This window comes from Paractinoplanes brasiliensis (assembly GCF_004362215.1).
GTDB lineage: Bacteria > Actinomycetota > Actinomycetes > Mycobacteriales > Micromonosporaceae > Actinoplanes > Actinoplanes brasiliensis.
This window is the reverse complement of record NZ_SNWR01000001.1, coordinates 3351881-3372194: the sequence shown is the minus strand read 5'-3', so window position 1 is coordinate 3372194 and position 20314 is coordinate 3351881. Positions and strand designations below refer to the sequence as shown.

The following is a 20314-nucleotide window of genomic DNA, read 5'->3' as shown; positions in this document are numbered from 1 at the left end:
CTGGCCGGCCCGTTTACGCTTGTTGCTCAGTAGTCGTGGCCACCACGGCGAGGGCCGGGGGTGTCCTGACGCGGCTGTCCACCGTACGTGCCACCGCCGTGCCGATCGGTCTGGTTGCCGTACTGCTGCTGGTCGTCGTAGCCACCCTGGTCGCTCTGGTAGCCACCGCGCTGGTCGTAACCGGCGTCGTACCCACCGCGCTGGTCGCCCTGGTAGCCGCCGTCGTCGTAGCCACCGCCGTATTGCTGACCGCCGACCGGGGCCGCGCCGTAGGTGCCGCCGCCCTGACCGCCGCCGTAGGTGCCGCCGCCCTGCGGGCCGTAGCCGTTGTTGTCCGGGCCGTCGGCGGGCGCGTCCCACTGTCCGTAGCCGCCCTGGTCGGCCTGCTGCTGGCCGTAACCGCCGGACCCGTAGCCGCCACCACCCTGGTCGTAGCCGCCCTGGACGCCACCGTACTGCTGGTCGCCGTACGCCTGACCCTGGTCGTAACCGCCGTAGCCACCGTCGTCGGCGCCCGTCTCGGGCCGGTACATCCCGGTGGCCTCGCTGTACGCACCGTAACCGCCGGCCTGATTGCCGCCCGGTGCGCCGTAGCCGTTGTCGTCCTGCGGCCCGCCGTACTGAGTGGACTCGCCGTACTGCTGGGCGCCGCCGTACGGCTGTGTGCCCCCGCCGTACTGCTGGGCGCCGCCGTACGGCTGTGTGCCTCCGCCGTACGGCTGGCTGTTGCCCTGCTCGTTCCAGCCGCCGGCCGCGGCCCCGGCGTAACCGCCCGGCTGCGGGACCGGAACGCCGTAGGGGTCGGGGAACTCGTCCTCGGCGGGCACGGGCCGCTGCAGCACCGTCGGCGCGTCGGCCATCGAGGGCGCGCCGGACAGCGGCGCGATCATGGTCGCGTCGTTGGCCCGGCCGCCACCGACCGGCGCTGCCACGCGGGTGGCGTCGCCGAAACCGCCGCGGCTCGGCGGCACGACACCACCGGCGCCGGACAGGCCGCTCGGGTCGTCGTCGTCACCGTCGTCGCTGTTGCGCCGGCGCAGCACCACCAGCACGATCGCGCCGATGCCAGCGGCGACGAGCAGGATGCCGACGATGATGTAGAGCATCGAGCCACCGGAGTCCTCGGCGGCGGCGTTGTCGGCCGCGGCGTCGGTGGCCGCGACCGTTTCCTCGGGGGCCGACTCCACGCTCACGTCGCTGGTCGGCACCGAGCTGGGGGTCGCGGTCGGCGCGGTCGTGGACGGTGTGGTCGGCACGACCTTCGACTTCAGCGTCAGCGCGACCACCACGCTCTGGCCGGCCTGTGCCTGCCGCTGCACGGTGGCGTCCTCGAAGCCGTCCTTGCCGGCGCCGATCGAGATCGTGCCGGCCGCGATCGGGTTGTCGTCCGTGGAACGGAAGGAATACTGCCCGGAGCCGTCCGACGTGGTCGAGAAACTGCGGCCCGAGCTGTCCCGCATGCCGACCAGGGCGCCCGCGACGGCCTTGCCGTCCTGGTCCTTGATGCGGCCGGAGACCTGCCGGACGGCCTCGGGCCGATCCGGGCCGACGATCGTGATCTGCTGGCTCGCGCGGTTGGTCTCGCCGCCGACCGTGGCACTGATCGTGACCGTGGCCTGCCGCGTCTCACCGGCGTTGATGTCGGGCGCGGTGAGCTGCACGGAGAAGTCGCGGCCGTTGCCGTCGACCTCGGCGATGCGCCCGCAATCCTGCCCGTTGCACCGCAGGCCGCCGCCGCTGACCCGGACGGTCGCCGGGAGGCGGCCACCGTTGTTGGTGTCGGCGACGCGGAACTTCATCTCGACGCTGGCGCCGGCCTGGACCTCGGTCTGCAGGTCGGTGATCTGCACGTCCGGCGGGCTGGCGAACGCCATCGCGGGCGCGGCGAACACTCCGCCCACGACCACCGCCAGTAACGCACCGGCCTGGGCCGCCCGGGTCCGTAGGTGCGTTCTCACCTTCCACCGCCTTCCGGTCGCACGGTTTGCCGGCTCCTCTTCAGTGCCGGTGGTCTCCCGCGACTAAAACACCGTCGGCCACTATGCCTTGTCACACGTCCATCGCGCGACCCAGGGCCGCGTACCAATCTCGCTGAAGCGAGTCGTATCGTCCCGACGTGTCCCCTGCGCACAATAAATCCGAGTCCGTGAAGCAAGCGTTGGACGCGCTGGACCGAGGCGTCGAACCCGAGAGATCAGTGCTGCGTGACGCTGTGCGAGCGCTGCTGACCGAGCTGTCCCGCAAGGCGCCCGGCCGATCGGTGGAGGTGCGGATTCCGCCTTTCGGTGCGATTCAGTGTGTTCCTGGTCCCAGACACACCCGCGGCACACCGCCCAATGTGGTCGAAGCCGATCCGGTGACGTGGGTGCTCGTGGCCACGGAGCGTGTGAGCTGGGCCGATGCGCTGAGTGACGGACGCCTTCGGGCGAGTGGCATTCGCACCGACCTGACCGAATACCTTCCGCTCTCCGGCGACGCCGCGGAGAAGTAGGCCGAGCACGCCGGTCCTGAGCCCGGGCCCCGCCCGTCCGGCTCGCGTACACTGGTCGCTCGGAGCGGTCCAGCACGTTTCACAGCAGATCAGCATGAGGGAGCAACAGTGCCCCGAGGCGACGGCCGGTTGACCGACGATCTCGACCCCCAGGAGCGTGGCCCCCAGGATGCCTGCGGCGTCTTCGGAGTCTGGGCCCCCGAGGAAGAGGTCGCCAAACTCACCTACTTCGGGCTCTTCGCTCTGCAGCACCGCGGCCAGGAAGCCGCCGGTATTGCGGTGAGTGACGGCTCGGGCGTGGTGGTCTACAAGGATCTCGGTCTCGTGTCGCAGGTCTTCGACGAGCCCACGCTGGCCAGCCTGCGGGGCCACCTCGCGATCGGTCACACGCGTTACTCCACCACCGGCGGCTCGAACTGGGAGAACGCCCAGCCGACGATCCGTGCCACCACGGCCGGCACGACGATCGCGCTGGCGCACAACGGCAACCTGGTCAACACGGCCGAGCTGTCCCGTGAGGTCGCCGAGCGGGGCCTGGAAGTTGACAGCGCCACCTCGGACACCGCGCTGGTGACCACGCTGCTGGCGAGCCGCCCCGACCTGTCGGTGGAGGCCGCCGCGCTCGAGGTGCTGCCCGGTCTCAAGGGCGCGTTCAGCTTCGTCTTCATGGACGAGAGCACCCTCTACGCGGCCCGCGACCCCCAGGGCGTGCGACCGCTGGTGCTCGGCCGCATGGATCGCGGCTGGGTGATCGCCAGCGAGACGGCCGCCCTCGACATCGTCGGCGCGAGCTTCGTGCGTGAGGTCGAGCCGGGCGAGATGCTCGCGGTCGACGAGCACGGCCTGCGCTCCACCCGGTTCGCCGCGCCCGAGCCCAAGGGTTGCCTCTTCGAGTACGTCTACCTGGCCCGCCCCGATACGACGATCGCCGGCCGGAACATGTACTCGGCCCGCGTCGAGATCGGCCGTGTGCTGGCCCGCGAGCACCCCGTCGAGGCCGACCTGGTCATCCCGGTCCCCGAGTCGGGCACCCCGGCCGCGATCGGTTACGCCGAGGAATCCGGCATTCCGTACAGCGCCGGCCTCACCAAGAACGCGTACGTCGGCCGCACCTTCATCCAGCCGTCGCAGACGATCCGCCAGCTCGGCATCCGGCTCAAGCTCAACCCGCTGCGCGAGGTCGTACGGGGCAAGCGCCTGGTCGTGGTCGACGACTCGATCGTCCGTGGCAACACCCAGCGAGCCCTCGTCCGCATGTTGCGCGAGGCCGGCGCGCTCGAGGTGCACGTGCGCATCTCGTCACCGCCGGTGAAGTGGCCCTGCTTCTACGGCATCGATTTCGCCACCCGGGCCGAACTGCTGGCGAACGGGCTCGACAACGAGGGCATCCGCCGCTCGATCGGAGCCGACTCCCTGGGTTATGTTTCCCTGGACGGTCTGGTGTCGGCGACCGAGCAGCCGAAGACCCGCCTGTGCATGGCCTGCTTCGACGGGCACTATCCGATCGAGCTGCCGGCGGGCAACCTGATCGGCAAGCACCTGCTCGAGGGGGTCGGCAAGCGCGCCTCCATGCCGTCGGCGAGCGACGAGGCGGCGACCGCTGCGGTCGCCGAGCTCGAGACGGAGTACGACGTGCGTGAGTTCGCCGGTCAGGGCGGCAGCGCGTGATTTTGACGATGGCAATACCTCTAAGGGGAGAAGCGTGACGCACGTGTCCGAGCGCAACGGTGCCGGGTCCAACGGCGCTGAGGGCGCCGACCGCCAGCCCTGGACGGCCGGCGCCGGCCGTGGGGTGCGCAAGCGCACGGCGACGTACGCGGACGCGGGCGTCTCGATCGAGGCCGGTGACCGCGCCGTCGAGCTGCTCAAGACGAAGGTCAAGAAGACCACCCGGCCCGAGGTCATGGGCGACCTGGGCGGCTTCTCCGGGCTGTTCAAGCTGAACACGGCGAAGTACAAGAGCCCGATCCTGGCCTCGTCGACCGACGGTGTCGGCACCAAGCTGGTGATCGCCCAGCAGCTCGACATCCACGACACGATCGGCATCGACCTGGTCGCCATGGTCGTCGACGACCTGGTCGCCTGTGGCGCCGAGCCGCTGTTCCTGCTCGACTACATCGCCTGCGGCGAGGTCGTGCCGGACAAGGTGGCCGAGATCGGCGCCGGCATCGCGGACGGCTGCCGTTACGCGGGCTGCGCGCTGCTGGGTGGCGAGACGGCCGAGCACCCCGGCGTCCTGCGGCCCGACGAGTACGACGTCTCCGCCACCGGGGTCGGCGTGGTGGAAGAGAGTGAGATCCTGGGCCGCGAGCGGGTCGAGGTGGGCGACGCGGTGATCGCGATGCGCTCCTCGGGTCTGCACTCCAACGGCTATTCGCTCGTACGTCACGTGCTGCTCGGGGCCGGCCGTATGCGTCTCGACTCCGTGGTCGACGACTTCGGCAGCCAGCGCACCCTGGGCGAGGAACTCCTCACGCCCACCAAGATCTATGCCAAGGACTGCCTGGGCCTGATCGAGGAGACCGACGTCCGCGCGTTCTCGCACGTGACCGGCGGCGGCATCCCCGGCAACCTCAACCGCATCCTGCCCGGGAACGCCGACGCGGTGGTCGACCGCTCGACCTGGCGCCCGCAGCCCATCTTCGACCTCATCCAGGCCAAGGGCCGGATCGAGGACAACGAGATGGAGGCCACGTTCAACATGGGCGTGGGCATGTTCGCGATCGTCTCGTCCGACGACGCCGACCGCGCGATGGCCTATCTCACCGGCCGCGGCGTCGAGGCGTGGCAGGTCGGCGAGGTCATCGACGGCAGCGGCGAGGTGCAGATGATGGGGCAATACACCCGCGGCTGAGGCCTTGCTCCGCTAATGATCCGCGTGTGTCGATATCTGGCACATGCGGATCTTTCGTTTACTCGGCTGGACCGCAGAGCCTAGCCTCTGACGTGAGTTCATCACGCTTTGCACCACGGACGGGGGTAACGCAGTGACGCACGCCTGGAGCGGGATGCGGGGCATCGCACCCGTGCCGACCTACGTCGTGATGCAGCCCACCACCCTCTGCAATCTCGACTGCACCTACTGCTACCTGCCGTTCCGCGCCGCCGACCAGCGCATGCCGGTCGAGGTGGCTCGGGCCGTGGCCGCCTCGGTCGAGGGTTGGGCCCGCCAGGGGCGCTTCTCGGTCGTCTGGCACGGTGGTGAGCCCTTGGCCGCCGGTCGCGAGCATCTGGCCGCCCTCCTCGAGCCGTTCGGGCCGGGCGTCGAGCACCACGTGCAGACCAACGCCACACTCATCGACGACGCCTGGTGCGAGTTCTTCCGGGCACATGACGTACGGGTCAGCGTCAGCGTCGACGGTCCCGAGGCGCGTAACGGCGAGCGCGTGACCAGGGGCGGCCGCCCGGCCTACGACCGGATCGTGCGCGGCATAGAGACCCTGCGCCGGCACGACATCGCGTTCTCCGCGCTGTGCGTGGTCGGTGACCCGCGGCCCGGCGCCGCCACCGAGCTGTACGACTATTTTCTGCGCCTGGGCTGCGACGTGCTCGGCATCAACGTCGAGGAGCAGGAGGGCGTCAACACGCGCGCCAACACCCACGCCGCTGCCGACGTCCGGGCGTTCTGGGCCGAGCTGGTCTCCGCCTGGCGGACCGACCCCCGCATCCACCTGCGCGAGGTCGAGTGGACGCTGCGTTACGCGGGCGCGGTGCTCGACGGCTCGGCCGACGCGCTGCTGCCCCGGCAGCTCGACCCGATCCCGACCGTCGCGCACGACGGCTCGGTGGTGCTGCTCTCGCCCGAGCTGGCCGGCTTCACGGACCCGCGGTACGGCGATTTCACCAGCGGGAACGTGCTGACCACGCCGCTGGCCGAGATCCTGGCCGGCGCCGCGACGACACCCTGGATCGGGGAGTTCCTGGGTGGCGTGGAGGCGTGCCGCGCGACGTGTCCGTACTTCGGTTTCTGCGGTGGGGCCCACGCGGCCAACCGCTACTTCGAGCAGGGGCGGTTCGACACCACCGAGACCGACCACTGCCGGAACAGCAAGATTCGCCTACTGGAGGGAGTGCTGGACCATGCCCGAGATCACGAGCCCTCGGCCGTCTGACGAGCTGGGGACCGATCCGGTGACGGCTCGGGTGCACGACACCAGGGTGGGGCTGGCCGCTCTCCTCGAGGAGGCGGAAAAGGCTCGGCGAGCACGCGACGAGAGCACGTCGGACGACGGCTCGGCGGTGTGCGCCTGGAACCACTTCGAGAACATCCCGACGTTCTACAACTGGAACAACCGGCCCAGGTGAAACGGCAGGGTCTGGTTCGAAGCCCACGCGGGAGGTAGCCCGCGTGGGCTTTCGTGTTGAACCTTAGGGATTGACCACCGCGCACGGAAGCACGCGGAGAGCCGCGTGCTCTGTGCGGTACGGGTCAGCGCCTTGTCGGCGACCAGGAATCCTGGTCGTCGTCAGCGTCATCCTCGTCGTCGTCGACGAACTCGTCGTTGTCGTCGTCGAAGTGACGGTCGGACTGGCGTGTTCCCGCCAGTTCGCGCTGCAAGGCGGTGAGGTCGGTGTTCGGGGAGTGATACTTCAACTCCCGGGCCACCTTCGTCTGCTTGGCCTTAGCACGGCCGCGCCCCATGGCTCGACCCCCTCGCACAGAATTCGGGGCAACCCGAAGGCGGGCCCCGATGACGTCAGGCATCTCTCGTGGGTCTTACGGTACATGGACGATGCCGTCTTCGGCACCTCGGGTTGCGTGTGACACTGCCGCGCGTCGTGGTTTTCCGTCCAGGAACGCGCGGCAGGCACTAAACCGCTCTCTTTTCCGCTCCCGGACCCACCGTTCGGGTTGCCGGAGCGGTCCGTTCAGCCGAGATAGATGGACCGCAACCGGCCGACCTCGGCCATCCGCTGCTCGGCGAGCCGGTCGGCGGCCACGGCCGGCGCCACACCTTCGCTGTCCGCCATCTGCAGGATCCGGCGGGTCGTGTCGAAGATGCCGGTGGCCCGCAGCTTGGCCCGCTCGAAGTTGAAGCCCTCGATCTCGTCGGCCACCTGGATCACGCCGCCCGCGTTGACCAGATAGTCGGGCGTGTACAGGATGCCCCGCTCGGCCAGGGTCTTCTCGATGCCGGGGTGCGCGAGCTGGTTGTTCGCGCCGCCGGTGACGACCTTGGCCCGCAGCTGCGGCACCGTGTCGTCGTTCAGCGCGCCGCCGAGCGCACAAGGCGCGTAGACGTCGAGGTCGGAGGTGATCAGCGCCTCGGTACCGGCGACGAGCTCGATCTGGGGGTAGGTGGTGCGGGCCCAGCTCAGGGCGGCCTCGTTGACATCGGTGGCGATGACCGCGGCGCCGTCCTCGATGAGGTGACCGGCGAGGTATTTGCCGACCTTGCCCAGTCCGGCGATGCCCACCGTCTTGCCGGCCAGCGTAGGACGACCCCACGTGTGCTCGGCGGCGGCCCGCATACCCTGGAAGACGCCCCAGGCGGTGAGGATCGAGGAATCGCCGGCGCCACCGTGCTCGAGGCTGCGGCCGGTGACGTAACGGGTCTCGCGGGCGATCACGTCCATGTCGGGGACGTAGGTGCCGACGTCGCAAGCGGTGTAGTAGCGACCGTGCAGCGACTCGACGAAGCGCCCGTACGCCCGCAGCAGCCCCTCGGACTTGACGCGGGCCGGGTCGCCCCAGATCACTGCCTTGCCGCCGCCGAGGTCGAGTCCGGCCAGGGCGTTCTTGTAGGCCATGCCGCGAGAGAGCTTCAGCACGTCGGCCAGGGCCGCGTCCTCACTCTCGTACGGGTAGAAACGGGTGCCGCCGAGCGCGGGCCCGAGTGCGGTGGAGTAGATCCCGATGATCGCCTTGAGGCCGGTCTGCCTGTCCTGGCAGAAGACGACCTGTTCGTGACCGGTGGCGTCGGTGCCGTCGGTGTCGAACACGCCCATGGCTGTTCTCCTGATCCTTGTCGAGGCCCTCGTGGGGCAGCGAGCGCCGGCGGGGGTGTGCCGGACATTTGCGAGCCTAGTCGGGCGACCTGCCGCGGGATTACGTCCGCGCGGGAAGTTCCACCCGGCCGAATTCGTGAAAGGATCGCGCCGTGCCGTCACTGTTCGCGTCGTACCTGAGGGTTTACGAACCACTGACCGCCTTCGACCGCGACCGTCAGGTTTTCTGGCGTAAGTACGCCCGCGAGGGACGTGCCCTGGGCCCGGTCGAGGGTCCCGTCCGGCAGCGCTCGGCCGTGCTCGAGGCGCTCGGCGCCGGCTGGACCAGGCTGCCCGATCTGCCCGACGAGGCGTACGTGCTGCAGTGGGGTGACTCGCTGCTGGTCTGCCCGTGGAATTTGCGCCTGCGGGTCGCCGAGGCCGCCCTGAACGCGCGTGACGGCGTGCCCAGTGTCCTGGCGGATGCCTTCGTGCCGCCCGTGCTCGCGGGCCAGGCCAAGGCCATCGTGGAGGATTGGCGCAGCGGGGCCAAGGTGCTCGAGCACGGGGTGCCGCGGGTGCACGAGCAGATTGCCACCTGGGGTGTGCCGCTGCGCTGGTTCGTCTTCGTCGACCTGGAGGAGCGCGAGATCGAGCTCGCCTCCGGCCGGCGCACGCTGCGTTATCGCACCGAGATCTCGAAGGCGCGCCGGCGTGCGCACCGTGGTGTGGCCGTGCTGCGCAAGTCGCTCGGTGACGCCCCGATCACCGAGGCGGTCGAGGAGGGCACGCGGTGGCTCGAGGAGTTCCATCCGCGCTCGATCGTGGAGCTTGACTACGGCGGCCTCGTCAACCTCCTGCCGGATGACGTTCTCGCTGGTGACGATTCACCCGGACTGGTGGCGGCCGGCCTTTCGGCGCTGTCCCGTGGCGACGCCGACGATGCCTCCGCCGCGTACGAGAAGCTGGTCGATCGGTGGCGGGCCGTGCAACTGCTGGAGAGGTGCAACTGACCTGCGAAGATGCGGACAGAAGGGCGGTTTTCGGCACCCTTGGGAGCGCTCCCGAGGTGAACACTCTTCGTAACCGCCGCTCGCCGAAGCGTGATAATCGGACTAAACGAGACACTATCTGGCGTAGAAAACACGCAAAAATCGGGCATGCTTCATCCGTCTATCTGGGGACCTTCGTCCGTTCGGCCCATGTCGGACATCGGGGACTAGCCGGACCATGAGAGACGCACCGGCCGGCGGGACCCCGGCCGTTGTCTATAGGTACCTGTGGAGGAGTGACCGATGGCATCGCGTACGCACGATCCTGAGCCGCTACTAACGCCGGCCGAGGTGGCGTCGATGTTCCGTGTCGACCCGAAGACCGTCACCCGGTGGGCGAAGGCCGGCAAGCTGAGTGCGATCCGCACTCTGGGCGGCCACCGTCGTTACCGGGAGTCGGAGGTTCGCGCTCTGCTGCAGGGGCAAATCCCCACGCAGCGTCAGGGCGACTGACGAACCTGGACTCACGTCGAGGCAGAAGATCGTTGCAAGGGGCGAGCGTCGGGGAAGGCGATCGCCCCTTCTTCGGCTCTACCGCCGGGCGATTCATTCCGGATCGATGGCAATGACGGTGATCCGGTCGCGCCGGCCCAGGAGCTTGTAGCGCAGCATCCCGGCCAGGCCGGCGATCCAGTACTTCCGGCCCAGCACCCCGGCGAAGTGATCACGCTCGGCGTCGCCGACGACTCGGGCCCGGCCCTCAACCGCCTCGCCGCGCACGTTGCCGCGGATGTCGCAGGGCGCCACGGTGACCTTCGGGTTGTTGCGGACCCGCTTCACCTTGTACGACTTCGACTCGGTCCAGATCGCCACGCCGTCGCCGGCCGGTAACACCCAGACGGGCGTCGCCACCGCCCGCCCGTCCTTGCGAAACGTCGTCAGCAGGACGTACTTCTTGGAACCGAGTTGCCCCAGAGCGGTCATGCGTCAAGGGTAGTGACCATGCGGGAGCCACCGATAGGCGACGTGTTCGGCGAAATGATCCGGGACGCGTACGCCGTGCGCACCGGGGTGGGGCCGCGGCCGCTGGCCGGTGGGCGAGTGCCGCGGCCGGTCATCGAGGTGATCGAACGCGACGACGGCCTGATCAACGGGGCGCCGGCCGACCACTACCTGGGCGAACCCGACGAGTGGCAGCCGCACGACCACCGGGCCCTGCGGTTGTGCCGGGGCCACGTGCTCGACATCGGCGCCGGCGCCGGCCGCACGGCGCTGGAGTTGCAGCGACGGGGGATGGCGGTGACCGGCCTGGACACCTCGCGCGGGGCCATCGAGATCGCCCGCCGGCGGGGACTGCGCGACACCGTCATCAACACCGTCGACGCGTACGCCTCGGCCAGTGCCCGCTACGACACGTTCCTGCTGCTCGGCAACAACCTCGGGCTGCTCGAGGGCCCGGAACGCGCGCCGGTCTTCCTGCGGGCGCTGGCCCAGCTGGCCAACCCGGGCGCCCGGATCATCGCGCAGGGCACGGACCCGTACGGCACCACCGACCCCGTGCACGTCGGCTATCACCGGCACAACCGGGAGCGCGGCCGGCTCGGGGGGCAGCTACGCCTGCGGCTGCGCTACCGGCTGCTCGCCACCGAATGGTTCGACTACCTGAACTGCTCCCCGGCCGAGCTGGAACAGGTCATCGCGGGCACCCCGTGGCGGCTGAAATCGATCGACGCCGACGACCATCCCTACTACCTTGCGATCATGGAGCTTGCCGGATGACCGGGTTGGGCCGTGATCAGGTGCGCCGACAGCGCTGACTGTCGGCGCACCTCACGCCCGTACGGGATTGATCGGTTCTTGATCAGGCAGTCGGCGGGTGCCCGCCGTCGCCGTCGACGACCGCGTCCGGGTTCCCGTCCTCGTCGAGGTCGACCATCGTGATGTCGACCTTGCCGTCGCCGTCGGTGTCGAACTGGAACAGATCGGGCTTGCCGTCCCCGTCGGTGTCGGACACCCAGACGTCGGTCTTGCCGTCGCCGTTCGCGTCCTGCGCGATGAGGTCGACGCGCTCGTTCCCACGCGTCTCGACGGTCTCCTGCGGCTCGGTCATGCGGCCTCCCTGCATTGCGAACACGGTCGCAGGGAAGAGTAGGGCCCAACTCACAGGACCGCGAGCCGGACCTCGCCGGTAACGTTCATCGGATGGACATAGCGGCCGACAGTGTGCAAGACCTCTTCACCACCGGTGGCGGCGGCTCGCTGGGCTCACGCATGGGCATCCAGCTGACCGAGGCGTCCGCCGATCGGGTCGTGGGCACCATGCCGGTCGAGGGCAACACCCAGCCGTACGGGCTTCTGCACGGCGGCGCTTCCTGCGTGCTGGCCGAGACCCTCGGTTCGGTCGGGGCGGTCATGCACGGGCAGAGCGTCGACCGGCCGTTCGCCGTGGGCGTCGACATCAACGCCACCCACCACAAGGCGGCGCGTTCCGGCGTGGTCACCGGCATCGCCACCCCCGTGCACCGGGGACGCACGATGGCGACGTACGAGATCGTCATCACCGACGACAGCGGCGAGCGGGTCTGCACCGCGCGAATCACCTGTTTGTTGCGTGGGGCTTAGATTTTTCGTCCCGGCGCGCGAACCTTGACCACTCCACGTACCTTCTTTCACGTGACCGAGGTACCACAGCACGCTATCGACGACGCGGCACTCGTGCTTCAGAGTGCGCTGAGCGGCGACAGTGACGCGGTGGTCGGCACGTTCGACTCGGTGGTCGACCGTGCGGGCATCGTCGGGGCGTACGACGTCGCCTGGTGCCTCGCCGCCACCATGGTCGGTCACGTCCCCTCGGGCGGCGCGTGGACGCTCGACTTCCCCGGCATCGACGACGCGCGGTACGACAAGCGCTGGGTCGCCCGTTTCATCAGCGCGTACGCCAACAGCGACATCCCGACCGCCGAGGCCCTGTTCGGGGCGGCGATCGCCGACGGGCAGCTGCCCGACTGCCTGCTCGCGCTGGCCGGCTCGACGGTGGCCACCCTGCGCCACCGCGCCGCCTAACGTCCCTTGAGATAGAGGGCCTTGGCGTACTGCGCGGTCGCGGCCTCGTTGTACATCGACGCCTCATGCATGTAGAACTCGTGATCCGCCAGCGCCGCCTGCGCCTGCGACGTGCTGGCCCAGCGGATGGACGCGTCGATCTCGGAGAGTCCGCGGGCCTTGAACTGCCGGCGCATCGCCAGGCGCCCCTTGCGGAACACCTCCTGCGCCTCCTCGGCGTGCTTCATCGCGACGAAGGCCTTCTCGCTGAGGGCTTCCGCCATGGTCCAAGCCGCCTGCTCGGCCGCGTTCGTGAAAGTCAGCACGCCGTCCTCCTTGACCCGCGAGTGCTCTGACAAGATCGATGAATGTTGTTGCTGCTCGATCTGGACAACACTCTTGTAGACCGCACAGCGGCCTTCAAGACCTGGGCACATGCCCGGTTCGGCGGGTCCGAGGTCCCATGGCTGACCACCGAGGACCGGGACGGCTACCGCCGGCGCGAGGAGCTCGCGGCGCTGATCGCCGCCCGCTACCGGCTGGACGCCGCCGAAGTGCTGCTGGAACTGCGTGCGGGCATGATCGACAACCTCACACCCAATCCGCTGATGATCGCGGCGCTGACCGGCGCGACGGCGCTCGGCTACGTGCCGGTCGTGGTCACGAATGGCACGGTCGCCCAGCAGGAGGCCAAGCTGCGCCGCGCCGGGCTGGACGAGGTGGTGGCCGGGTGGGTCGTCTCCGAGGGCGTGGGGGTGCGCAAACCGTCGCGCCGCATCTTCGAGCTGGCGGCCGAGGCGGTGGGGCGCACGCTGGACGAGGGCGGCTGGATGATCGGCGACCACGCGGAGTACGACATCGGCGGGGGAACTGGGGCGGGGCTGCGTACGGGATGGGTGTCGGCGGGGCGCGAGTGGCCCGATTCGCTTCCTTACCGCCCGACCACAACAGCCCCCGACTGCGTCACCCTGCTGAGCCAGTTGATCAACCCAACTACCCTCCCACCCGCAGGACGGCGGTCCTCTAGTACTTGAACTGGCCGACCAGGCCGTGCAGGGTGGCGCTCATGCGGGCGAGTTCGGCGACCGCCTGTTCCGAGGACACAATCGCCGTCGAAGTCTCGGACACCGCCGTGGAAACGGTGGACAGGCTGCTGGAGACCTCACGGCTGCTGGTGGACGCCTCGGTGACGTTCCGGGACATCTCCGAGGTGGTCGCGGTCTGCTCCTCAACCGCCGATGCGATGGTCGTCTGGTAGTCGTTGACGCGGGCGACGATCTCCGTCACCCTGCTGATCGCCTCGCTGGTGGCCGAGGCGCTCTGCTGGATGTCCTGGACGCGCCTGCTGATGTCCTCGGTGGCCCGCGCGGTTTCCTGGGCGAGGTCCTTGACCTCGCTGGCCACCACGGCGAAGCCCTTGCCGGACTCCCCGGCGCGAGCGGCCTCGATGGTGGCGTTGAGGGCGAGCAGGTTGGTCTGCTCCGCGATGGCAGTGATCAGGTTGACCACGTTCGTGATCTCAGCCGACGACTGGCCGAGCGCCGTGACGGTTCGGCTCGCCTCCTCCGCGACGCGCACGGCTTCGACGCCGGCTTGACTGGCGTCGGACGTGCTGGCGGCGATCTCGCGGATGGAGGCGCCCATCTCCTCCGCGCCGGCGGCGACGGTGGTCAGGGCGTTGCTCATCGCCTCCGTCGATCCGGCGACGCCACCGACCTCGCGAGAGGTCTGCTCGGCGGAGCCGGCGATGTGCCGGGTGCCGCTGGACAGCTGCTCGCTGGCCGCGGCGAGGGAGTTCGCCTGATCGCCGATCTGCGCGATGATCCTGGCCAGCTTCGTCACGAATCGGTTGAACGTCGCACCGAGGGTGCCGAACTCGTCGCGCCGCGACTCGTCGACCCGTTTCGTCAGGTCACCTTCGCCCTCGGCGATCTCCGTCAACCGCCCGGTCAACGCGGCCAGCGGACGGAGGATGCTGCGGGCCAGCAGCCAGGCGAGAAGGACGACGAGCAGCGTGGCCAGCAGGACACCGGTGACAACGGCCATCCGCGACATGTCGGCGGTGTCCGCTGTCGAGGTGGCCCGTTCCTGGAGGAGGCTGGACTCCGCTTCCTCCAGTTCGGCCATGACAGCTCGGATCTGGTCCATGACCGCCTTGCCCTTGTCGGTCAGCACCACCGCCCGCGCCGCGGCGAACCCGTCTGTGCGGCGGAGTTCGATCGTCTCCGCCAGCTCGTCGAACTTGGCCTGCACCTGTGGCCGGAGTTTCGCGATGCGTTCCTGCTGCGCCGGATTGTCGGCGGTAAGTCCCGCGACGTTGTCGATCAGCTGCGGAACCGCCTCGGAAGCCGCTGTGTACGGCGCGAGGTACGCGTCCGCGCCCGTGATCAAATAGCCGCGCTGCCCGGTCTCCGCGTCCTTCAGCGCGCCCGTGATCTTTTCCAGCCCCTCCAGCACCTGATAGGTGTGCACAACCTGGCCGCTGTTCGTCTCCAGCTTGCTGGTGTTCCGGTATGCCAAGGCGCCGACGACGCACAACACCAGCAAGGGGACGGCAAACGCGGCGACCAGCCGGGGGGCGACACGGTGCGTCCAACCCATGGCGAACACCTTTCGTACGGGTGCGACACCGGCGGGGCAGGGTGCAATCGCCACACTCATCGGTGCTGTACGCGTGGATACAACCTCTTCATGGTGTCGCGTCATCGCGGCAGCCGGACCGAAACACCCAAATCGTGTCGCTGTGGTCGCGGTCGCGAAAACAGCACGACGGGGCTAGGAGCTGACTGCGGGCGCCGGACGGGGCTCCAATGTGACGGGGCGCCACAGGTTGCTTCGGAGTGTTTTGGTGGCCACGATCGTCCAGGCGGTCAGCAGGATGGCGAACAGCGCCACCGCCAAGCCCGTCAACAGCGGGGATCCCGTACGGGTGGCCATGCCGGCGGTGGCGGTGACCACTGTGCCGACGGGGAAGGTGAAACTCCACCACGTCAGCGAGAACGGCAGGCCCGCCCGTACGGTGCGAAGCGTGATCGCCGTGGCGAGAGTGGCCCAGAAAAGCGCGAAGCCCAGAGTCGGGACGCCGAAGAGCAGCGCCAGCATCTGCGCTCCGGAGGCGTACGGGTCGGGAAGCACGCCCTCGCAAGCGCGGCCGAGCAGGTGGAACGCGGTCACCGACTGGCCCAGCGGGCCGAGCACGATCCACAGGGTGGGCACCATGCGGGCGGCGCCGATCTGGTGGTGGATCAGGCGGGTCCAGATCTGGGTGATCACGATCAGTGCGGCGAACAGGCTGAGCCCGGCGAAGGCGTAGCAGGCCAGCAGCAGGTCGCGGCCGTCGGGCACGTGCGGGACGAGCAGCGCGCCGGTTGCCGCCGAGACCATCGGGGAGACCACTGGCATCAACCAGCCACCGAACGCCGCGTCGGGGGTGGCGGCCAGGTCGGGGCGGGTCATCATCCGGTACGGGACGGCGACCGCGACGATCAGGCCGAGCAGGGTTCCGGCGCTCCACAGCACCAGGTCGGCCGCGACGGCGAACTCGCCCGGGCCGAGCAGCAGCGTGCCCGCCCCGACGGTCATCAGCGCCATCGGCGGCGCCCCCCAGAACTGCATGAGCACCGGGTCGTCGAGGTGGCTGACGCCGCGCCGGGCGGTGGCGGTGAGCACGGTGATCAGGAGTGCCGCGGCGAGCAGCCACATCACGGTTGCGAAGGCGTGCAGGCCCGGCACGTGCAGGGGCAGCGTGGCGGCCGCGGTGGCGACGATCCCGGTGCCCATGACGGAGGCGAACCAGTTGGGTCCGAACATGGAACCCACCCTGCCGCCTGGAAGCCCTGGCCAGTAGGCGTCGATCACGCCTGGGGTCATAACCTGAACTTATGCCTCTGCCGCCGCTGGCCGCCGACCTGACCGGCTTCGACCTGCTGCTCAGCGTGGCCCGGCTGGGCAGCGTGGGTCGCGCCGCCGCCGAGCACCGCATTTCGCAACCGGCCGCCAGCGCCCGGCTGCGTGAGCTCGAGCGGAGGATCGGGTTGACCCTTTTGCACCGTACGCCGCGGGGGTCGACCCTGACCGAGACCGGCGCGCTGGTCGCCGACTGGGCGCGGACGGCCATCGACGCGGCCGACGCGCTCGCCGTCGGGCTGGCTGCGCTGCGGGCCACCCACGAGAGCCGCCTCACGGTCGCCGCCAGCCAAACCGTGGCCGAATACCTGTTGCCCGCGTGGTTGGTTGCCCTGCGTGCGGCCCACCCGGGGCTGGCCGTCACCCTGCAGGCCGCTAACTCGTCCGACGTCGCCGCCGCGGTGCTCACCGGCCAGGTCGAGCTGGGTTTCGTCGAGGGCCCCGACCTGCCCGGCGGCCTGCACGAGGAGGTGGTGGCCACCGACCGGCTGGCCGTGGTGGTGGCCCCCGGGCATCAGTGGGCGAAGCGCCGCCGGGCGGTCACCGCGACCGAGCTGGCGACCACCCCGCTGGTGTCGCGCGAGGCCGGCTCGGGCACGCGGCGCGCCTTCGACCAGGCCCTGGGCGAGCTCACGGCGGCCGCGCCGCTGCTGGAGCTGTCGTCCACCACGGCGATCAAGCACGCGGTGGCGGCCGGGTCGGGGCCGGCGGTGCTCAGCTCGCTGGCGGTCACGGCGGAACTGGCGGCCGGCACGCTTGTGGCGGTGCCGACCGCTGTGCCGTTGCAGCGCCGGTTGCGGGCCGTGTGGCGGGCCGCCGACCAGCTGATCGGGCCGGCCCGCGACCTCTACACGATCGCGCGCCGGGCCTGAACCGCCTACGGCTCGAGGCCGGTCGCCGCCAGGAACGAGCCGTCCATCAGGAACGGCACCGATTCGTGCTCGTGCGTCACCAGCCAGCGCCCGTCGATGCGGCGCAGGCCGAGCGTCACCCGGTACCAGAGGGTGAAGTCGTCGGTCGTGCCCTTGGGGCGGCCGCTCATCGAGTCGTAGCTGGTGGCGAACGCGACATCGCCGTCGACGGTGATCTCCAGCTGGGTGACCCGGCGCCGCGGCGGGGCCTCGAAGCCGGCCAGCCACTGCTCGAGCGGGCCGGGGTCGCTGCTGTCGACCCGCTTGCCCAGCGGCGGCGCCAGGTCGAAGGTGAGCACCTCGGGCGCGGAACGGGAGAGGAAACCTTTCACGTCACCCTCGCTCAGCCGGGCGGCGCGTTCCTCGATGACCTCGCGGATGTCCTGCATGTCCTGGCTCCCTCACTTCTTGGGAAACATTTGCCCGGGACGTCGAAGCCGGGCCGGCGGTTTCGACATCCTGGTGAGCAAAGGAGAGAACTCGTGAAGTATTTGATCCTCATCCAGTCGAACGAGCGCAGCCTCGCGATCTGGGACAAGATGTCGGACGACGACCGTACGGCCTTCGGGGTCGGCCACCTCAAACTGAACGAGGAAATGGGCGAGGCCGGGGTGCTGGTCGCCTCCGAAGGGCTGGCCGACCCGTCGCTCGCCCGGTTCGTGTCGGTCCGCGACGGCGAAACGGTGGTGTCCGACGGCCCGTTCGCTGAGGTCAAGGAACACCTCGCCGGCTTCTACCTGATCGACGTGGCGAGCGAGAAGGACGCGTACGAATGGGCCGCCAAGGTGCCGGACGCGGCGACCATCGGGGTCGAGGTGCGGCCGGTGCTCGACATGAGCGGGTGGGAGTTCTGACCTCGTACGAGGATGTCCTGCGGACCGCCGCGCCACAGGTGCTGGGCGCGGTTGTCCGCCGCTACGGCGACTTCGACACGAGCGAGGACGCCGTGCAGGAAGCGCTGCTGGCGGCGGCCGCGCAATGGCCGGTCGAGGGCGTGCCCGACAACCCGCGGGCGTGGCTGATCCGGGTGGCGTCGCGCCGCCGCATCGAACTGCTGCGCAACGAGCAGGCCCGGCGCCGCCGAGAGGCACTGCCTCCAGACCCCGTTCCGGCCGTACGGGGTGACGACGAGCTCACGTTGCTCCTGCTCTGCTGCCATCCCGCCCTCACCCTGGTGTCCCAGGTGGCGCTGACGTTGCGGGCGGTGGGCGGCCTGACGACAGCCGAGATCGCGCGTGCCTTGCTGGTGCCGGAAAGCACGGTCGGCCAGCGCATCAGCCGGGCGAAGAAGAAAATCCGGGACGCGGGCGCCCACTTCGTGATGCCGTCGGCCGATGAGGTCGGCGACAGACTGACCGGCGTACGGCAGGTCCTGTACTTGATTTTCAACGAGGGGTATTCGGCCAGCTCAGGCTCGTCACTGCACCGCGTGGAGCTGAGCGGCGAGGCCATCCGGCTGACCCGTCAGCTGCGCACGTTGCTGCCCGGCGACGGCGAGACGGCCGGCCTGCTGGCGTTGATGCTGCTCACCGACGCACGTCGCCCGGCCCGAACCCGCCCCGACGGCGCTTTGGTGCCCTTGGCCGAGCAGGACCGCACCCTGTGGAACCGCGCGGCGATCGACGAGGGCATCGACATCATCACCGCCGCCCTGCGCGACACCCCGATCGGCCCGTTCCAGCTGCAGGCCGCCATCGCCGCGGTGCACGACGAGGCCTTTACCGCCGCGGAAACCGACTGGCCACAGATCCTGGAGTTGTACCGCCTGCTGGACGTATTGGCGCCCGGCCCGATGGTCACCCTGAACCGGATTGTGGCTCTGTCCGAGGTGGACGGTCCTGTGGCCGGTTTGCGCGCCCTTTCCCGAGCCGCTGCCGATCCGGCCCTGACCAACCATTACCGCTTGGCCGCCGTACGGGCCCACCTGCTCGAACGCGCAGGTGATCCGGTGGCCGCCCGAGCCGAATACCTGAACGCGGCCCGCCTGACCTTGAGCATCCCGGAACGCCGCTACCTGGAAACCCGCGCTTCCCGACTGCCCCGGAATCCCAGTGCCGGCGGAACTGAGTAGAGCAGTTGACAGGAATTCCCGCTGTGCCGCTGCCGAGCTGTCGGTGGGCGTAGATAGCCGGAAACCATCAGGTACTTGGTAGGCGTCCGCGGCTGGGCGGCCACCCGAGATGGGCAGGCCGGAGCAGAAGAGCGTCCGAGTTACCGGGCTTTGTGCACTACAGAGCGCGGGATGCTGACAGCCCGTTGAACAGGAGCTCTTCTCATGACTTCTGAACCACCGTCGATCGAGTCGCAGCCGCCCACTGCCAACCTTGAGCCATCGGTACCCGCCCAGCCGCGGCGACTGAATCTGGCCTGGGCTATTCCTGCCGCGACCGTGGCGGCGCTCGCCCTGTTCGCGTCGGGCTGGCTCTCGGGTAGCGCATACGCCGACAACCAGAACGCGAAGGACGACGCCGTCGCCACGGCAACAGCAGTCACCGACCCGTACGGTGGTCTCGACGCCGGAGAGATCGGCATCCCGAACGAGGAGTTGCCTGAGACGACGGCACCCCCTGGTCCTGATCTGTCCCCGAGTGACATAAGACTGACCCCGAAGGTTGCCGAGAAGAACTGTTTCGGGTCGGCCGGATGCAACGTGACAGTTAAGGTCCAGATGGCCTATCAAGGGCCAGCGCTCTCGGAGGACGAGACGTTCGAGGTCACTTACGAATTGCTCGGCGATGAGAACGGGCCGATCATCGGCACGTTCGAGGTGAGCGGGCCCAGCTACACAGAAGACGAGCAGTCGCTGTCGACGAAGTCGAGCAAGACGAAGATCTCAGCCAAGGTGACAGACGTGGAGCGGGTGGGGTGAAATCAGCGCTTGGCACGGCTAACGCCGCTTTACCGGCTGAGTATCGCCAGCGGGACCGGCCATAACGCCCTGAAGGGGATTCAGCAGGCCACCTTCAGTGGAGACTAGCGGCGGCGGAGGCCGGCTCGGCTGGTGATGACCCGGTAACCGTCCTCGAATTCGAGCAGGGCTGTGT

General features: G+C 69.4%; 24 protein-coding genes. 15 read left to right on the top strand and 9 right to left on the bottom strand.

What is annotated here, in order from left to right; genetic code table 11:
• Positions 1-26: 26 nt before the first annotated feature.
• Positions 27-1958 (bottom strand): carboxypeptidase-like regulatory domain-containing protein, encoded by a 1932-nt coding sequence (locus C8E87_RS46340; protein ID WP_133873688.1) that lies wholly within the window; start codon positions 1956-1958, stop codon positions 27-29.
• A 158-nt stretch (positions 1959-2116) separates the two neighbouring features.
• Between C8E87_RS46340 and C8E87_RS15085 the strand changes: the two genes are divergently transcribed.
• From C8E87_RS15085 to amcA, 5 genes are all read left to right on the top strand, one after another.
• Positions 2117-2491, top strand: coding sequence for a sterol carrier family protein (locus tag C8E87_RS15085; RefSeq protein WP_239080648.1), 375 nt, complete (start codon positions 2117-2119; stop codon positions 2489-2491).
• 108 nt (positions 2492-2599) lie between these two features.
• Entirely contained in the window at positions 2600-4159 is a 1560-nt protein-coding gene (gene purF / locus C8E87_RS15080) for an amidophosphoribosyltransferase (RefSeq protein WP_133873687.1), read from the top strand.
• Between the two features lie 34 nt (positions 4160-4193).
• A complete protein-coding gene (gene purM, locus C8E87_RS15075) occupies positions 4194-5345 on the top strand; it encodes a phosphoribosylformylglycinamidine cyclo-ligase (protein WP_133873686.1) in 1152 nt (383 codons plus the stop codon).
• Between the two features lie 154 nt (positions 5346-5499).
• The gene (gene amcB, locus C8E87_RS15070) at positions 5500-6603 is read left to right on the top strand and encodes a cyclophane-forming radical SAM peptide maturase AmcB (protein WP_133876833.1); all 1104 of its coding nucleotides are present in this window, start codon (positions 5500-5502) and stop codon (positions 6601-6603) included.
• On the top strand, positions 6572-6796 hold the full coding sequence (amcA, locus tag C8E87_RS15065; protein WP_133873685.1) for a multiple cyclophane-containing RiPP AmcA: 225 nt from the start codon (positions 6572-6574) through the stop codon (positions 6794-6796). Before amcB ends, amcA begins: the two co-directional genes overlap by 32 nt.
• Before the next feature lie 124 nt (positions 6797-6920).
• On the opposite strand, the gene C8E87_RS15060 is transcribed toward amcA, so the two are convergent.
• Together C8E87_RS15060 and C8E87_RS15055 are read right to left on the bottom strand one after the other, a co-directional pair.
• Positions 6921-7133, bottom strand: coding sequence for a DUF3073 domain-containing protein (locus C8E87_RS15060; RefSeq protein ID WP_133873684.1), 213 nt, complete (start codon positions 7131-7133; stop codon positions 6921-6923).
• A 227-nt stretch (positions 7134-7360) separates the two neighbouring features.
• Complete coding sequence (locus tag C8E87_RS15055) at positions 7361-8440, bottom strand: Glu/Leu/Phe/Val family dehydrogenase (protein WP_133873683.1); 1080 nt, start codon at positions 8438-8440, stop codon at positions 7361-7363.
• 152 nt (positions 8441-8592) lie between these two features.
• Between C8E87_RS15055 and C8E87_RS15050 the strand changes: the two genes are divergently transcribed.
• Together C8E87_RS15050 and C8E87_RS15045 are read left to right on the top strand one after the other, a co-directional pair.
• Positions 8593-9432, top strand: a complete 840-nt coding sequence (locus C8E87_RS15050) for a DUF8083 family protein (RefSeq protein WP_133873682.1) — start codon at positions 8593-8595, stop codon at positions 9430-9432.
• Between the two features lie 282 nt (positions 9433-9714).
• Complete coding sequence (locus C8E87_RS15045) at positions 9715-9924, top strand: BldC family transcriptional regulator (RefSeq protein WP_014687221.1); 210 nt, start codon at positions 9715-9717, stop codon at positions 9922-9924.
• A gap of 93 nt (positions 9925-10017) precedes the next feature.
• Here C8E87_RS15045 and C8E87_RS15040 read toward each other — a convergent pair whose 3' ends face one another.
• Positions 10018-10395, bottom strand: a complete 378-nt coding sequence (locus tag C8E87_RS15040) for a PPOX class F420-dependent oxidoreductase (protein ID WP_133873681.1) — start codon at positions 10393-10395, stop codon at positions 10018-10020.
• Between the two features lie 18 nt (positions 10396-10413).
• Between C8E87_RS15040 and C8E87_RS15035 the strand changes: the two genes are divergently transcribed.
• Positions 10414-11190: a class I SAM-dependent methyltransferase gene (locus C8E87_RS15035; RefSeq protein WP_133873680.1), complete on the top strand. Its 777-nt coding sequence runs from the start codon at positions 10414-10416 to the stop codon at positions 11188-11190.
• An 82-nt stretch (positions 11191-11272) separates the two neighbouring features.
• Here the strand turns inward: C8E87_RS15035 and C8E87_RS15030 are convergent, their stop codons facing one another.
• Positions 11273-11521 carry a hypothetical protein gene (locus C8E87_RS15030; protein ID WP_133873679.1) on the bottom strand — a complete coding sequence of 83 codons (249 nt, stop codon included), beginning with the start codon at positions 11519-11521 and terminating at the stop codon, positions 11273-11275.
• A gap of 92 nt (positions 11522-11613) precedes the next feature.
• Here C8E87_RS15030 and C8E87_RS15025 point away from each other — a divergent pair, with 92 nt between their 5' ends.
• Entirely contained in the window at positions 11614-12033 is a 420-nt protein-coding gene (locus tag C8E87_RS15025; protein ID WP_203720976.1) for a PaaI family thioesterase, read from the top strand.
• Between the two features lie 51 nt (positions 12034-12084).
• On the top strand, positions 12085-12474 hold the full coding sequence (locus tag C8E87_RS15020; protein WP_133873678.1) for a hypothetical protein: 390 nt from the start codon (positions 12085-12087) through the stop codon (positions 12472-12474).
• On the opposite strand, the gene C8E87_RS15015 is transcribed toward C8E87_RS15020, so the two are convergent.
• A complete protein-coding gene (locus tag C8E87_RS15015; protein ID WP_133873677.1) occupies positions 12471-12779 on the bottom strand; it encodes a hypothetical protein in 309 nt (102 codons plus the stop codon). The two genes, C8E87_RS15020 and C8E87_RS15015, sit on opposite strands and share 4 nt — an antisense overlap.
• Before the next feature lie 42 nt (positions 12780-12821).
• Between C8E87_RS15015 and C8E87_RS15010 the strand changes: the two genes are divergently transcribed.
• Complete coding sequence (locus C8E87_RS15010; protein WP_133873676.1) at positions 12822-13487, top strand: HAD family hydrolase; 666 nt, start codon at positions 12822-12824, stop codon at positions 13485-13487.
• On the opposite strand, the gene C8E87_RS15005 is transcribed toward C8E87_RS15010, so the two are convergent.
• A complete protein-coding gene (locus C8E87_RS15005) occupies positions 13477-15054 on the bottom strand; it encodes a methyl-accepting chemotaxis protein (protein WP_166661171.1) in 1578 nt (525 codons plus the stop codon). The two genes, C8E87_RS15010 and C8E87_RS15005, sit on opposite strands and share 11 nt — an antisense overlap.
• A gap of 174 nt (positions 15055-15228) precedes the next feature.
• Positions 15229-16263: a TDT family transporter gene (locus C8E87_RS15000; RefSeq protein ID WP_239080649.1), complete on the bottom strand. Its 1035-nt coding sequence runs from the start codon at positions 16261-16263 to the stop codon at positions 15229-15231.
• A gap of 71 nt (positions 16264-16334) precedes the next feature.
• Here C8E87_RS15000 and C8E87_RS14995 point away from each other — a divergent pair, with 71 nt between their 5' ends.
• The gene (locus tag C8E87_RS14995) at positions 16335-17231 is read left to right on the top strand and encodes a LysR family transcriptional regulator (protein ID WP_133873673.1); all 897 of its coding nucleotides are present in this window, start codon (positions 16335-16337) and stop codon (positions 17229-17231) included.
• A gap of 5 nt (positions 17232-17236) precedes the next feature.
• On the opposite strand, the gene C8E87_RS14990 is transcribed toward C8E87_RS14995, so the two are convergent.
• Positions 17237-17659 carry a YybH family protein gene (locus tag C8E87_RS14990; protein ID WP_133873672.1) on the bottom strand — a complete coding sequence of 141 codons (423 nt, stop codon included), beginning with the start codon at positions 17657-17659 and terminating at the stop codon, positions 17237-17239.
• A 93-nt stretch (positions 17660-17752) separates the two neighbouring features.
• On the opposite strand from C8E87_RS14990, the gene C8E87_RS14985 reads away from it, so the two are divergent.
• The 3 genes from C8E87_RS14985 to C8E87_RS14975 all read left to right on the top strand — a co-directional run bounded on the left by C8E87_RS14985 (position 17753) and on the right by C8E87_RS14975 (position 20139).
• Entirely contained in the window at positions 17753-18124 is a 372-nt protein-coding gene (locus tag C8E87_RS14985) for a YciI family protein (protein WP_133873671.1), read from the top strand.
• Positions 18112-19341 carry an RNA polymerase sigma factor gene (locus C8E87_RS14980; RefSeq protein ID WP_239080650.1) on the top strand — a complete coding sequence of 410 codons (1230 nt, stop codon included), beginning with the start codon at positions 18112-18114 and terminating at the stop codon, positions 19339-19341. The genes C8E87_RS14985 and C8E87_RS14980 overlap by 13 nt, the downstream gene beginning before the upstream one ends.
• Before the next feature lie 204 nt (positions 19342-19545).
• Positions 19546-20139: a hypothetical protein gene (locus tag C8E87_RS14975; RefSeq protein WP_133873669.1), complete on the top strand. Its 594-nt coding sequence runs from the start codon at positions 19546-19548 to the stop codon at positions 20137-20139.
• The last annotated feature ends 175 nt before the right edge of the window (positions 20140-20314 follow it).